This is a genomic window from Polaribacter sp. NJDZ03 (genome assembly GCF_019263805.1).
Classification (GTDB): Bacteria; Bacteroidota; Bacteroidia; order Flavobacteriales; family Flavobacteriaceae; genus Polaribacter.
On the sequence record NZ_CP079195.1, the window covers coordinates 2,016,614 to 2,030,665 of the forward strand.

Here is a 14,052-nt window from a genome sequence, read left to right on the forward strand (position 1 = left end):
TCTTGTGTGAGTTATTAAATTCAGTTAATTTAGAGACTGAAACAAGTTCAGTATGACAAGATTCAATACTTTTTAGACAATCACTTATTTTTGTAAATTCAACAAAATTATAACGACTCAGTATTCATGAAAAAACGAATATTACTTATTGCTATTTCTCTATTTTATTTAAATACAAACGCTCAAGAAAATATTAAATGGCTTGGTTTTGAAGAGGCTATTGAACTAAACAAAGAGAATCCAAAACCTATTTTAGTTGATATCTATACAGATTGGTGTGGCTATTGTAAAAAAATGGATTTAAATACCTATTCTAATAAAACAATTGGCAATTATATCAATAAAAACTTTTATGCCGTTAAACTAGATGGTGAGGGTAAAGAAGATATCATTTTTAATGATCATACATTTAAATTTCAAAAAGAAGGTAGACGAGGTTATCACCAACTTGCAGCTTCTTTAATGGATGGTAAATTGTCGTATCCTACCACGCTATTTTTGTCGGAAGATGTAAAATTATTAGATAAAATTCCTGGTTATTTAGACAAAGAAATCATGGAAAAAGTATTGGTCTTTTTTTCTGAAGAACTATACAAAACTAAAAAATGGGAAGACTTTGATAACAATTTTAAAAGTAATTTAAAATAATACCAAATAAACATCAAAATGACTGATTAAATTCATTTCTTTTTCCTTACTAATTCAATATAAAATAGAATCGTAGCTATGGCTATGATTAGATTTTCTATCTCTTATTAAGAAAAAATAATTTAAATTTATCATCAATCATTTTAAAATTCATTTGGTATAATACTATTGTAGATTATACACCTACAAGGTTTCTGAAACCTTGCAGGAGGTTTACTTCACAATAAACGCTCCGTTTTGACCTGTATAATGAAATGGAATTTGATATTTTAAACAAGTCTCTTCCCAAAGGATAACACTACTCTTATAATTAGAACCATCTGCAATAATTTGTGATGGTTTTATTGTTTTTATCAATCTTGATAAATTTATTTTTGGCGAATATTGCAACACTACAATTGGATTTACCATTCCGGAAATGGTATAAACACCCAAACTATCAATCAGTAAAATATCTTTTTTAGAAAATTGGAGGAAGTTCTTAAAATTGAATTCTTTAACCTCATCAATACCTTCTGCAACTCTATATGTTTTAATACTATTTTCATTTTTTAAGCGAATACTATCTAAGTTGTGTTGTAAAAAGAGTTGTTCTCCTACTCTCTTTCCAATCACAGAAAACCTACTTTTATGAAATACAATCAATTCTTCTTTCGATTTATTTTCTTTCGATTCAATAAGAAAAATAGTTTGTAGAAATAGTATTGAAACTAAAAAGTAAATCAGACTTTTAGGTGATTTTTTGATAAAAAAAGAAACTCCTAAAAAGAGAAGTAAGTACCAAAACAACATAGTAATAAATGAAATGGAAATTTCCTTAAATAAGAATTCTTCTTGATGAGAAACCCAACTTACAAAACCATTCATCCAAGAAATAATAACTCCATAGATATTTGCTAAAACCTGAGGTAAAATATTTAAAAGTGCTCCAATAATAACTAAAATCCCTCCAATTAAAATAGCCCCTAAAAAAGGAATAATCACAAGATTCGAAGCTAAAAATAATCCTGGAAATTGTTGAAAATAATATATACTCAAAGGCAAAATTCCTATTTGAGCGGCTATTGAAACGGTGAACAATTGCCAAACCTTCTTGTCAAGTATATATCTTGGTTTGTAAATTTTATACAACTTTGGCTGAACCCAAAGTATACCGAAAACGGCTAAATAACTTAATTGAAAACCAACATCGAACAGAAACATTGGTTTTATTAGTAGTAAAAAAAATAGGGACGAAATAAATGAAAACTCAATTACCTTTTTCCTTCTAAAAGACAAACCGATTGCTAAAAAAGTAAACATGGTTACGGCTCTAACTACCGACGCCGAAAGCCCCGCAATAAAAGCAAACATCCAAAGGAGTAAAACAATAAGGGTGGTTTTTAAAAAATTACCATATTTAATTCTTTCTAAGGGTTTAAAAATAAAGGATAAAATGAGTAGTAATATACCAATATGTAAACCCGAAACAGCTAAAATATGGATAGCTCCTGCTCGTTGATAATCTACAATTAATTCTTTAGAAATGTCTTGTCGCTGACCTAATAACAGTGCATTTATGACCGCTAATTCGTTTGGTTTAAAATGGTATTTTTCTAACGCCTCCTGAATTTGATTTCTAAAAATAGCCGACAATCCAAATAAGGTATTAGCCGTAGAATCCATCTTTAAAAATTGATTTTCTTCCACAAATAATTGATGATGAATACCTTGTTTTGCTAAATAAGACTTATAATTAAATTGATGCGGATTTAAAGGCGGAATTAGCTCTTTTAAAGTAGGTTTTAAGAATAACTGATCATCAATTTGTAACGAATTTGCACTACTATCATTCTTAACATTTAGAAGTACTGTTCCTGTAGTTTTCAAATCATCAACCTGAACAATTACAGCCTCATATTTTTGGTAATAATTCCCAGGTTTTAATATTTTATGAATCTGTAAAACAACCTTAGAATTATCTTTTAAATGATGTTGATAATATGAATCATAATTTCTTTCATCACTCACATAAACAGCCGAAACACCGATACCAAAGAATAAAATAAAAGCAGTACATGTTCTTAAAACCTTATGTTTTATCAGAAAGAATAAAACAGTTAAACCTAACAAAAAAATCGTGGTTCTAAGAAAACTAAAAGTCCAAAATTGGGTAAAAAACTGGAAACAAATTCCAATAATTACAAGCACAACAAAGTGCAAGGGTATGTAATTGTACAACCTTTTCATAGCAAGTTAAAGTTACTAAAAAAAAAGTTAACTATTAATTACAAGATTGTTGTTGCTTTTACGAAGGCATTTTTCCAGTATTTTTCTGATAGTGTAGAAACAATTACACCTCTAGAAGTAGTGGCGTGTACAAACTTAATTTGTCCTTTTGAATGGGAAACCACCAAGCCAACATGATTGATATTTCCTCGTCTGTTTTTACTAGTTTTAAAGAATAGTAAATCACCTTTTTTAACTTTACTAACAGCAATTTTATGACCTCTTTTTGCCATATCTCTAGAGATTCTTGGCAATTGTACGTTTTCGCTTCCAAAGGCAACATATATCACTCCAGAGCAATCCATACCTCTATTGGTAGTACCTCCAAATTTGTAACGAACACCTTTATATTCTAAGGCATTTGCTACTATTTTATCCGCCTTAGTAATTGGTTTTTGTGTCTTTTTAACAACCGTTTTAGTGGATGAGCAAGAACTTAATAATAAAGAAATTACAACTATTAAAAAACTCCATTTCTTCATATTAAATATTCTTTTACCTATCATTTGTATTATAATTAAACTTCTTCTAAAACAGAAGTTCCACTTGTTTTATCACCAGAAGTCCATGTCCAATTTTCATAAAGAGTAATTTTTCCATTAGCAGCAATTTCAGGTTTAGAGTAACAAATACCTGTCATTAATTCTCCTTTAAGATTCACTTGGTGATAACGCATTTCTATATTTCCATACTCATCTACAAGACCTATTAAATGACCTTTAACTATTTGTCCGCCTTTATATTCAGACGTTAAAATAGCACCTTTTTACTTGTATGTAAAAATAGTTTCTTTTGAAGTTTCTCCATTATCAACGTTTTGAACAACTTTAAACTTTTTATTATTATAATTCATGAAACTTAAAACTAATTACCTTCTTATTTTAAATCACTTACAATTTGTTTCGCCACTTTTTCTGAAGCTCCTTTTCCACCTAATTTTTTCTCTAATTCAAAGTATTCTAAAAATAGTTTTTCTCGATAGGTATCATCTAAAATCTTAGTCAATTCGGTTTTTAAATTCTTCTTATTAAAATCATCCTGAATTAATTCTTTTACCACCTCTTTATCCATAATTAAATTCACCAAAGAAATAAATTTTAAAGTGATAATTCTTTTCGCAATTTGATAAGAAATGTTTCCTCCTTTATAACAAACTACTTGTGGTACTTTAAACAAAGCAGTTTCTAAAGTTGCTGTACCAGACCCAACAATTGCTGCATAAGAAACACTTAACAAATCGTATGTTTTATTGTTGATAAAACTTACTTTTCTATCACCAATAATACTTTGATAAAAACTAAAATCTTGACTAGGAGCACCTCCAATTACAAACTGATATTCAGAAAAATCATTAATTAAAGACAGCATTACAGAAAGCATTTTAGTAATTTCTTGCTTTCTACTTCCAGGTAACAAGGCAATAATTGGTTTATCAGTTAGGTTGTATTCTTTTCTAAAAGCGGCTTCTTTTACTTGTTTTCTACCTGCAATTCCGTCAATTAAAGGATGCCCAACAAAGGTTACATTATAGTCGTATTTTTTATAAAACTCCTTTTCAAAAGGAAGAATTACAAACATTTTATCGATATCTCTTTTAATATCTTTTACTCTGCTTGCTCTACTTGCCCAAACTTGCGGAGAAATATAATAATTGGTTTTAAAACCTTGCTCTTTTGCCCATTTTGCAACGCGTAAATTAAACCCAGAGTTATCAATCAAAATAAGTACATCTGGTTTAAATTGAGCAATGTCTTTTTTACAAAATTTAATAAAACCCAATACTTTAGAAAGGTTCATTATAACTTCAAAAAAGCCCATAAAAGCTCTTTCTTTATAATGACTTACCAAAGTTCCGCCAACATTTTGCATTAAATCTCCACCCCAAAAACGAATGTCTGCATTTGCATCTTCTCTATACAATGCTTTCATTAGATTAGAACCATGTAAATCTCCAGAAGCTTCTCCTGCAATTATATAATATTTCATAAGTTTTTACTTGTTTACTAGAGCGCAGTCGAGACCTTATTAAACCTCTCGACTGTGCTCGAGGAGACATTATCTCTGTTAAAAAAACTTTAAAACTAAAGTTGTCAGTGCAATTAAAATAGTTGCCAATAAAACTCCTTTTGCTTTGTTGTCTTGTTTCTTTTTGATAAAAATAAAGAATACAAATAAATTAGGCATTGCAGCTAAAGACAATACTTTACCGTACAATTCTCCTTCTTTGATTAAATCGATAGTTTCGTAAAAACCAAATTTCGAAATATATTCTAAATATAAAAATATACCTCCAAAAGTGGCAAATAATGAAACCAATACGCCTATTAAAATATGTTTTTTTACAGTTCCCAAGCGTTTAATTTTTGAATCATGTGATGTGCCGTCATATCAAACTGAACAGGAACAACCGAAACGTAGCCATTTTCTAATGCATAAAGATCTGTATCTTGCCCTTTGTCTTTATTTATAAACTCACCAGAAAGCCAATAGTATTCTTTTCCCATTGGATTTTTTCGTTTATCAAAAATTTCTTTCCAATACCCATTTGCTTGTCTACAAATTTTAACGCCCTTTATTTCTTCCTTTTTTAACTTCGGAATATTTACGTTTAAAACAATGCCTTCCGGAATTCCGTTTAGCAACGCATTTAATGTAATATTTTTTATAAACTCTTCCGATGGTTTAAAATCTGCATGCCATTTAAAATCTAATAATGAAAAACCAATGGCAGGTATCCCTTCTATTCCTGCTTCTATTGCAGCACTCATAGTACCAGAATAAATAACACTAATAGAGGCATTAGAACCATGATTTATACCAGAAACACATAAATCTGGTTTTCTATTTAAAATTTCATTTACCGCCATTTTTACACAATCTGCAGGCGTACCAGAACAGGTGTATTCTAATTGCGGACCATCATCTATAGTTATCGCATTACACGTTAAAACATTATCAACTGTAATAGCGTGCCCCATTCCGCTCTGCGGACTATCAGGAGCAACCACAACAACCTCACCAATTTTATTCATTATATTAATTAAAGCTCTTAAACCAGGAGCTGTAATTCCATCATCATTCGTAATTAAAATTAAAGGTTTGTTTTGCATCATAGTCGTTTAAAGTTCTAAATTTATAACTCAAAATTAAAGGTAGTTTTCAATTTAATTATTGAACTTTAGATTTTGAATTATTTTAAGCAAATATAATTGATTTTATACGATTCCTTTTTAACATTTTGTAAAGAATACAATTTCACTTTTTTGCGTAATATTGTATAAGAAAAAGTTATTCTTTAGGTTTAAAAGGATACATTGAAAGAACAAAACAATGTTTAGTACTTAAACAATAAACAAATAAGCCCCTTACACTCTAAATAATTTTGGCATTATTTTAGTAGTTTAGCAAAGCACAAGGAGTAATTTTAGAAATAAAACAACGACATAAGAAAATATGAAGACAGAATATAAAATCACTACATTTTTATTAGCAATACTTCTATTTGCAACTAGCTTGCAAGCCCAAGCTGCTAATAGCGACAAAAGTTCAGATCCTGAAAAAGATAAAATATTAGTATACATTCTTAGAAATATTCTAACAAGAAGTCATTTTGTTGTAAAAGATATGAATGATGATTTTTCTGAATATGTGTATACAGAATTCATTGATGGTTTAGACCCAAGTAAAAGATATTTCACCCAAAAGGATATGAAAGATTTTTCTAAATTCAAATATGAAATCGATAATCAACTTTTAAAAGAAGATATCTCTTTCTACAATTTGGTTTATGAACGATTTACTGATAAAATTAAAAATGCAAAATCGTATTATGGTGATTTGTTAAAACATCCATTTAACTTTAACAAAACGGAAACCATTGATGTAAATTATGAAGAACTTCCTTTTGCTAAAAATGAAAACGAATTAATAGACTACTGGCGTAAGCAACTAAAGTTAAGCACTCTAATTAGAGTTCAAGACAAATTAGAGAAACAAAAAGCTGACGTACTTAAAGATAAAAATCACAAAACGAAAAGCTTTGATGAATTAGAAAAAGAAGCACGTGCAGAAGTTTTAAAAAACATGGATGAATTGTATGTTAGAATTGAAGAATTAGAACATGAAGACTGGTTTTCTACTTTTTTAAACAGTGTTGTTGGTGCTTTTGACCCGCACACAACCTATATGGCGCCAAGTATAAAAGAGCGTTTTGACCAAGATATGTCTGGGAAACTAGAAGGGATTGGAGCTCGTTTAGTAAAAAAAGGAATTTATACCGAAATTTTTGAATTGGTTTCTGGAGGACCTGCATGGAAAGAAGGAAGTTTAGAACCTGGTGATATTATTTTAGAAATTGCCCAAGGAGACGAAGAACCTTTAGATATTGTAGGGATGCGTTTAGACGATGCTATAAAATTTATAAAAGGAAAAAAAGGTACTGAAGCTAGATTAACCGTTAAGAAAAAATTAGACGGTACAACTAAAATAATTTCTATTATTAGAGATGTTGTAGAGTTAGAAGAAACTTTTGTAAAATCTAGTATTGTAGAAAAAGATGGTAAAAAATTCGGAATTATAGATTTACCTAAGTTCTATATCGATTTTAATGAGGAAAGTTATAGAGATTCTGCAAAAGATATGGAGCAAGAAATAGAACGCTTAAAAAGCGAAGGTGTTACTGGCTTAATTGTAGATTTAAGAAATAATGGAGGAGGTTCTTTAAAAACAGCCATTGAAATTAGTGGCTTATTTATTAATGAAGGCCCAATTGTACAGGTAAAATATAGAGGAGAAGATCCAATTATTAAAAAAGATATTGATCCTAAAATTCAATGGGAAGGAGCAGTAGTTGTTCTTGTAAATGAGTTTTCTGCCTCAGCTTCAGAAATTTTTGCAGCAGCAATGCAAGATTATAAAAGAGCGGTAATTATGGGCGGTAACCAAACGTATGGTAAAGGAACTGTACAAAGCGTATTACCTATTAATCAATTTACAAAATACGATAAAGATTTAGGTGCTCTAAAAATGACCATTCAAAAATTCTATAGAGTTAATGGTGGTTCTACGCAAATTGAAGGTGTATATTCAGACATTGCAATGCCAGACAGATATAGTTATATGAAATTTGGCGAAAGAGATTTAGATGGAGCATTGGTTTGGGACAAAGTAAAACAAGCAGATTATGTGCAAACAAATTCGTACCAAAATTTTAATGATGTTGTTAATAACAGCAAACAAAGAATTGCTACAGATTCTAAATTTAAGTTGATAAACGAATATGCAAAATGGTTAAAGCAAAAGCAAGATGACAATTCTTACTCTCTAAACTACAAACAATTTGAAGATACCAATGTAGCCAATGAAAAAGATGCAGAGAAATTCAAATCTGTTTTTGATTATAAATCAGATTTAACATTTAACTCTCCTGCCTACGAACTTTCATTAATTAAAAAGGATACAGCACTAGCAGATAAACGATTGGCATGGCATAAAAACTTATCTAAAGATGTATATGTTTTTGAAGCAATTAACGTTTTAAGTGAATTAAAAATGAATACAAAAAACGAAATTATAAAACATTAATTACAAAATATAAAATAATAATAGGCCTGATAATATTGTCTAATGTTATCAGGTTTTTTGTTTCAAAAAAAAGCTAACATGAGTTTTAAAGTAACATTTCACACAAAATGGTCTGACTTTGACCCAAACAGACACATGCGTCACACAGCATATAATGATTATGCTGCAGAAGTAAGAGTACGATATTTTAGAGATCAAAATTTCTCTATAGAAGAATTTACAAAACACAACCTTGGTCCTATTTTATTTACAGAAGAAACTTCTTTTAGAAAAGAAATTCATTTAGGCGAAAATATCTCTGTAGATTTTAAGCTTTCCGGCTTATCTAAAAACGGAGAACGTTGGAAAATTACGCACCAGGTTTTTAATGAAGCTGGCCAACTATCTGCAATTATAAAAGTATATGGAGCTTGGATAGATTTAACAAAACGAAAATTAACAACGCCTCCAGCAGCAGCACAGTATTTGTTTGACTCTGCAGAAAAAAGTGAAGATTTTGAAGAAATAGCACTTAAAAAAAGTTAAGAGCATAAAAATTACTGAATAAAAGAATTCAACCTTGTCACACTGAACATCTTTCAGTGTCTTATTTTCTTAACAAGCCATCAATTCTAAAACCTAAAAAATTGGGTAAGAAAAAATCGTCTAAATTTCTTTAGACGATTTTTTATATAAACTATTTGGTAATTCCTACCAAAATAAACAATATAGTACAGTTACTAAAATACAAACGGCAATAGAACCTAAGTTAAACAACGGAGTTGTTTTAAATAAATCTGTTCCAAAATCAATTCCTTTAGAATCATCTTTCCCTTTGTTTTGAATATTACTCATAACCATAATGATAATAAGCGTTAAGACAGCTGTAATACCCATTTGATGCATCCAAGGCTCAAATACTGCTATTGGAATAAATTTCAATGCTAATGCAATTGGAATAGATAAAATAGCTCCCCAAATTGCTGCATTATTAGTTGTTTTCTTATAAAACAAACCTAAGATAAATACAGCTAAAATACCTGGACTTACAATACCTGTGTATTCTTGAATAAATTGAAATGCTTGATCAATTCCTCCTAAAAGTGGCGCTACAATAACAGCAATTATTAAAGCAACTGCAGCAGAAATTCTTCCCACATTTACCGTTGTTTTATCATCTGCATTTTTGTTGATGTATTGCTTGTAAATATCCATTGTAAAAATGGTAGATGTAGAATTCAACATCGAAGCTAAAGAAGAAACAATTGCAGCTGCTAAAGCAGCAAAAGCAACACCTTTAAGACCTGTAGGTAAAAATTGTAGTAACCAAGGATATGCTTTATCAGCTTGTCCGGCAGAAGGCACATTTAACATACCTGCTTCTCCTAAATTAGCCATAATAGCTGGATCGTTTACCATTACATACGCTGCAATACCAGGAATTACAACAATTAAAGGAATAATCAATTTTAAAAACGCTGCTAATAAAATCCCTTTTTGAGATTCTTTTAAAGATTTAGCGGCTAAAGTTCTTTGAATAATATATTGGTTGAATCCCCAATAGTACAAGTTGGCAACCCATAAACCACCAACTAATACCCAAATACCAGGTAAGTTTACATAGTTATCATTAGATTCATCCAATATCATATGAAATTTTTCTGGTGCCGCATCCAATACTTTAGAAAAACCAGCTAACATTCCTTCTCCTCCAGAAACCGTATTTAAAGCTAAATAAGTAGTAACCAAACCACCTAATACTAGAAAAACTACTTGTATAACATCTGTCCAAGCTACTGCAGACAAACCACCATACAAAGAGTATGCAGCTGCAAATAACGCTAAACCAATAATCGCATACATCATATCTACTCCCATAATGGTTTCAATAGCCAAACCTCCTAAATATAAAACAGAAGCAAGATTAACAAATATGTATAAACCTAACCAAAATACAGCTAAAATGGTTTTAAGGTTGGTAGAAAAACGTTTTTCAACAAATTCTGGAATGGTATACAATCCTTTTTCAATAAAAATAGGTAAGAAATATTTACCCACAATGATTAATGTTAAAGCTGCCATCCATTCATAAGAAGCAATTGCAATACCTAGTGCAAAACCAGAACCAGACATTCCTATAAATTGTTCTGCAGAAATATTGGCTGCAATTAAAGAAGTACCAATTGCCCACCAAGGTAAAGACTTACTTGCCAAGAAGTAGTCTTCTGCATTTTTTTGATGTCCTTTTTTATCTCGAGAAACCCATAAACCTACACCTAAAATTAAAATGGCATACGCAATGAAGACTATATAGTCCCACATTTCAAAACCTGCTTTCATAATTATTATTTTTGTTTTAGTTAATTATATATAAAAATCAAATATATGTATATACATTTCAGAAAATGTATCTGTAAGCCTAAAGAAATGTGTCTCTCAGTACATTTTTACCAAACTAGTAGGGTCTAGCAGGTTTTTTAATTAAAAAAACATATATTTGTAATTAATTATGGTAGAAATTAAAAAAAAAATAGGGATCCCAAAATACAAGCAAATCATTAATGCTATAGAAAATGCTATAGAAAATGGTTTATTAAAAAAAGGAGATCAAGTGCCTTCTATTAATACCATTAAAAATAACAATAAGCTTTCTAGAGATACCGTTTTAATGGCCTTTAATGAATTAAAGCATAGAGGCATCATAGAATCTATTGTAGGTAAAGGTTATTATGTTTTAAGTGAAGACATTAATGTGCATCAAAAAATATTTTTACTTTTTGATGAGTTAAATTCATTTAAAGAAGACCTGTATAATTCTTTTTTAGAAAATTTAAACGATACAATTCAGGTAGATATTTTCTTTCATCATTTTAATAAAACTATTTTTAAAAAACTAATAAAAGACAATGCCGGTGGTTATAATTATTATGTAATTATGCCTGCTAATTTAGAAAACACTGGCAAGAGCATTCAATTATTACCAGATGATAAAGTTTATATTTTAGATCAAGTGCCTGAAGATTTGATGGCCTACCCATCTATCTATCAAAATTTTGAAAAAGTTATCTATGAAAACCTAAATAAAGCTTCAGAGTTAATTTTAAAATACCACAAAATTAATCTTATCTTTTCTGAAGAAAAACAACCTAAAGGCTTACTTAAAGGGTTTATTCGATTCTGCAAACAAAACCTAATACCTTTCGAAATTTTAAGCAACGTAAAAGAAGAACCTCTTATAAAAGGAGAACTCTACGTTTTACTTGATGATAAAAGCTTGCTAAGAATTATAAAGAAAATGAAGAGTCAGAATATGACTTTAGTCAATGATATTGGCGTAATTTCTTATAATGACACACTATTAAAAGAAATTGTTGAAGGAGGCATTACAACCATTACTACAGATTTTAATGAAATGGGGAAAAGATTAGCTAAAATGATTTTGAACAAGGAACAGGGTAAAATAGAAAATCTGAATAAATTAATTATTCGAAACTCAATATAACAACACATTGTATACTATAAACCATAATACAGAAAGTACTATTTTAGAAGTAAAAAATGCTAAAAACACGGTTTTTGGTAAGATTTACCTAAATGAAGGAGCTAGCTTGCAAGAATTAACTTTAGGCGGAAATGCCATTATTCAAGATTTAACACCTTTAACATACGACTCTACGTTTGCATCATCTATTTTATTTCCGTTTGCAAATAGAATTAAAGATGGTAAGTATTCTTTTAATAATGAAGATTATCAATTAGAAAAAAATCAGCAAGAAGAACAAAATGCACTACATGGTTTTGTTTATAATAAAACATTTAAAGTAATTGCAAAAGAAGCATCTACAGATAGTGCAAAAATAATTTTAGAGTATAATGAAAACATTAGAAATGATGGTTTTCCGTACACATACTCCATTCTAGTCACTTATACTTTTACAAATAATGGGGTAGATTTATCTGTTACTGTAAGAAATACCGATGCTAAAACTTTTCCGTTTACTTTAGGTTGGCACCCGTATTTTATCAGTGATAATTTAGCGGAAAGTTCATTATATTTTGATTGTAATGAAAAAATAATTATTGGAGATCGTAATATTACTACTGGTTCTGAAGCTAAAAATTCTATGATAAATTTAGATATCGAGAAAAAAAAATTAGATGATTGTTGGCGTTTAAATTCTGATAAAGTTCAATTTAACACTCCTAAATACCAATTAAATTTTCAATCAACAGGTACTGATAATTTTTTACAAACATATACTCCTCCTAGATTAAACACCATTGCCATTGAGCCTACTACAGGTGTTTCTAATAGTTTTAATAATAAAATTGGATTACAAACATTAAACCCAAATGAAAAATATTCTATTATTTGGAAAATAAACATAATTAACAATTAACTAGGCAAATTATGAGCACAACACTAATTAAGGATGTTAAAGAGACATTTATCAAAGAATTTAAAACAGAACCTCTATTAATTTTTTCTCCTGGAAGAATAAATATTATTGGAGAACACACAGATTATAATGATGGTTTTGTGTTTCCTGCAGCTGTAAATAAAGGTATTGCTGCTGCTATTCAAAAAAGTGATGCTAATTATTCTACAGCCATCGCTTTAGATTTAGACAGTACCATAAAATTTGAATTAGATAAAATAAAACCCTCTAAAGAAGGATGCTGGGAAAACTATGTTTTTGGTGTTGTTGCAGAAATACAGAATAAAAACAAAGTAATTGGCAACTTTAATATCATCTTTAAAGGAAATATTCCTGCTGGAGCTGGTATGTCTTCTTCTGCCGCTCTAGAAAATAGTGTTGTTTTTGGTTTAAATGAATTGTTTAATTTAGGTTTAACCAAACATGAAATGATTTTAATATCTCAAAAAGCAGAGCATAATTATGTGGGTGTTAACTGCGGAATTATGGATCAATATGCAAGTATGTTTGGTATAAAAGACCATGCATTGCATTTAGATTGTAGAACTGTAGCGTCGAATCCTTATAAAATTGACTTCGAAAATCATCAATTAATGTTGATAAACACCAACGTTAAACATAGTTTATCCGACAGTGCTTATAACGACAGACGTTCTGCTTGCGAAGGCGTATCTGAATTGTTAAACATAAAAGCGTTAAGAGATGCTACAGAAGCAGATTTAGAAACTATTGTAGACAAAGTTACGCCAGCTAATTATCAAAAAGCATTGTTTATAATTCAAGAAAATAATAGAACAATAAAAGCAGCAAAAGCAATTGAAGATAACGATTTAGAATTGTTAGGTGCTTTAATTTATCAATCTCACGAAGGTTTATCTAATCAATACAAAGTAAGTTGCAATGAGTTAGACTTTTTAGTTGCACAAGCAAAGAAAAATAAACACGTTTTGGGCGCAAGAATGATGGGTGGTGGCTTTGGTGGTTGTACCATTAATTTAATTGATAAAAGCGAAGCAAAAGCGTTTGCAGAAACAGCTTCTAAAGCCTATAAAAATGAATTTGATAATGAATGTTCAGTGTATTTTATTGAACTTTCGGAAGGTACCCATATCGTAAAACAATAACTACAACACAA

At 29.7% G+C, this 14,052-nt stretch carries 13 protein-coding genes; 6 read left to right on the forward strand and 7 right to left on the reverse strand.

From position 1 onward, the window contains the following. Nucleotides 1-126: 126 nt before the first annotated feature. A complete protein-coding gene (locus tag KV700_RS08695) occupies nucleotides 127-648 on the forward strand; it encodes a DUF255 domain-containing protein (protein ID WP_166384305.1) in 522 nt (173 codons plus the stop codon). Nucleotides 649-861: 213 nt separating this feature from the next. On the opposite strand, the gene KV700_RS08700 is transcribed toward KV700_RS08695, so the two are convergent. From KV700_RS08700 to surE, 6 genes are all read right to left on the reverse strand, one after another. Then, entirely contained in the window at nucleotides 862-2,760 is a 1,899-nt protein-coding gene (locus KV700_RS08700; protein WP_254712994.1) for a ComEC/Rec2 family competence protein, read from the reverse strand. 155 nt (nucleotides 2,761-2,915) lie between these two features. Beyond that, nucleotides 2,916-3,398 carry a C40 family peptidase gene (locus tag KV700_RS08705; RefSeq protein ID WP_218599783.1) on the reverse strand — a complete coding sequence of 161 codons (483 nt, stop codon included), beginning with the start codon at nucleotides 3,396-3,398 and terminating at the stop codon, nucleotides 2,916-2,918. Nucleotides 3,399-3,433: 35 nt separating this feature from the next. Then, entirely contained in the window at nucleotides 3,434-3,592 is a 159-nt protein-coding gene (locus KV700_RS17280; RefSeq protein WP_240914573.1) for a hypothetical protein, read from the reverse strand. Nucleotides 3,593-3,792: 200 nt separating this feature from the next. Next, on the reverse strand, nucleotides 3,793-4,902 hold the full coding sequence (lpxB, locus tag KV700_RS08715; protein ID WP_218599784.1) for a lipid-A-disaccharide synthase: 1,110 nt from the start codon (nucleotides 4,900-4,902) through the stop codon (nucleotides 3,793-3,795). Between the two features lie 78 nt (nucleotides 4,903-4,980). Beyond that, nucleotides 4,981-5,268, reverse strand: coding sequence for a hypothetical protein (locus KV700_RS08720; RefSeq protein WP_166384296.1), 288 nt, complete (start codon nucleotides 5,266-5,268; stop codon nucleotides 4,981-4,983). Further along, a complete protein-coding gene (gene surE / locus KV700_RS08725) occupies nucleotides 5,256-6,026 on the reverse strand; it encodes a 5'/3'-nucleotidase SurE (RefSeq protein WP_166384500.1) in 771 nt (256 codons plus the stop codon). The genes KV700_RS08720 and surE overlap by 13 nt, the downstream gene beginning before the upstream one ends. Before the next feature lie 343 nt (nucleotides 6,027-6,369). Here surE and KV700_RS08730 point away from each other — a divergent pair, with 343 nt between their 5' ends. Together KV700_RS08730 and KV700_RS08735 are read left to right on the forward strand one after the other, a co-directional pair. Next, nucleotides 6,370-8,499, forward strand: a complete 2,130-nt coding sequence (locus KV700_RS08730; protein WP_218599785.1) for a carboxy terminal-processing peptidase — start codon at nucleotides 6,370-6,372, stop codon at nucleotides 8,497-8,499. 78 nt (nucleotides 8,500-8,577) lie between these two features. Next, on the forward strand, nucleotides 8,578-9,024 hold the full coding sequence (locus KV700_RS08735; protein WP_218599786.1) for a thioesterase family protein: 447 nt from the start codon (nucleotides 8,578-8,580) through the stop codon (nucleotides 9,022-9,024). Between the two features lie 165 nt (nucleotides 9,025-9,189). Here the strand turns inward: KV700_RS08735 and KV700_RS08740 are convergent, their stop codons facing one another. After that, the gene (locus KV700_RS08740; RefSeq protein WP_218599787.1) at nucleotides 9,190-10,818 is read right to left on the reverse strand and encodes a sodium/sugar symporter; all 1,629 of its coding nucleotides are present in this window, start codon (nucleotides 10,816-10,818) and stop codon (nucleotides 9,190-9,192) included. A gap of 169 nt (nucleotides 10,819-10,987) precedes the next feature. Here KV700_RS08740 and KV700_RS08745 point away from each other — a divergent pair, with 169 nt between their 5' ends. From KV700_RS08745 to galK, 3 genes are read left to right on the forward strand one after another with little or no spacing between them, the layout of a single operon-like run. Next, complete coding sequence (locus KV700_RS08745; protein WP_218599788.1) at nucleotides 10,988-11,980, forward strand: GntR family transcriptional regulator; 993 nt, start codon at nucleotides 10,988-10,990, stop codon at nucleotides 11,978-11,980. Between the two features lie 7 nt (nucleotides 11,981-11,987). Next, on the forward strand, nucleotides 11,988-12,878 hold the full coding sequence (locus KV700_RS08750) for an aldose 1-epimerase (protein ID WP_166384286.1): 891 nt from the start codon (nucleotides 11,988-11,990) through the stop codon (nucleotides 12,876-12,878). Nucleotides 12,879-12,889: 11 nt separating this feature from the next. Further along, complete coding sequence (galK, locus tag KV700_RS08755; protein ID WP_218599789.1) at nucleotides 12,890-14,041, forward strand: galactokinase; 1,152 nt, start codon at nucleotides 12,890-12,892, stop codon at nucleotides 14,039-14,041. Nucleotides 14,042-14,052: the final 11 nt, after the last annotated feature.

What these genes read in the sequence shown, in the direction of transcription:
- KV700_RS08695 (WP_166384305.1), top strand. Translation starts at nt 127, where the DNA reads ATGAAAAAACGAATATTACTTATTGCTATTTCTCTATTTTATTTAAAT.
- KV700_RS08705 (WP_218599783.1), bottom strand. Translation starts at nt 3,398, where the DNA reads ATGAAGAAATGGAGTTTTTTAATAGTTGTAATTTCTTTATTATTAAGT.
- KV700_RS17280 (WP_240914573.1), bottom strand. Translation starts at nt 3,592, where the DNA reads ATGCGTTATCACCAAGTGAATCTTAAAGGAGAATTAATGACAGGTATT.
- lpxB (WP_218599784.1), bottom strand. Translation starts at nt 4,902, where the DNA reads ATGAAATATTATATAATTGCAGGAGAAGCTTCTGGAGATTTACATGGT.
- surE (WP_166384500.1), bottom strand. Translation starts at nt 6,026, where the DNA reads ATGCAAAACAAACCTTTAATTTTAATTACGAATGATGATGGAATTACA.
- KV700_RS08730 (WP_218599785.1), top strand. Translation starts at nt 6,370, where the DNA reads ATGAAGACAGAATATAAAATCACTACATTTTTATTAGCAATACTTCTA.
- KV700_RS08735 (WP_218599786.1), top strand. Translation starts at nt 8,578, where the DNA reads ATGAGTTTTAAAGTAACATTTCACACAAAATGGTCTGACTTTGACCCA.
- KV700_RS08740 (WP_218599787.1), bottom strand. Translation starts at nt 10,818, where the DNA reads ATGAAAGCAGGTTTTGAAATGTGGGACTATATAGTCTTCATTGCGTAT.
- KV700_RS08745 (WP_218599788.1), top strand. Translation starts at nt 10,988, where the DNA reads ATGGTAGAAATTAAAAAAAAAATAGGGATCCCAAAATACAAGCAAATC.
- galK (WP_218599789.1), top strand. Translation starts at nt 12,890, where the DNA reads ATGAGCACAACACTAATTAAGGATGTTAAAGAGACATTTATCAAAGAA.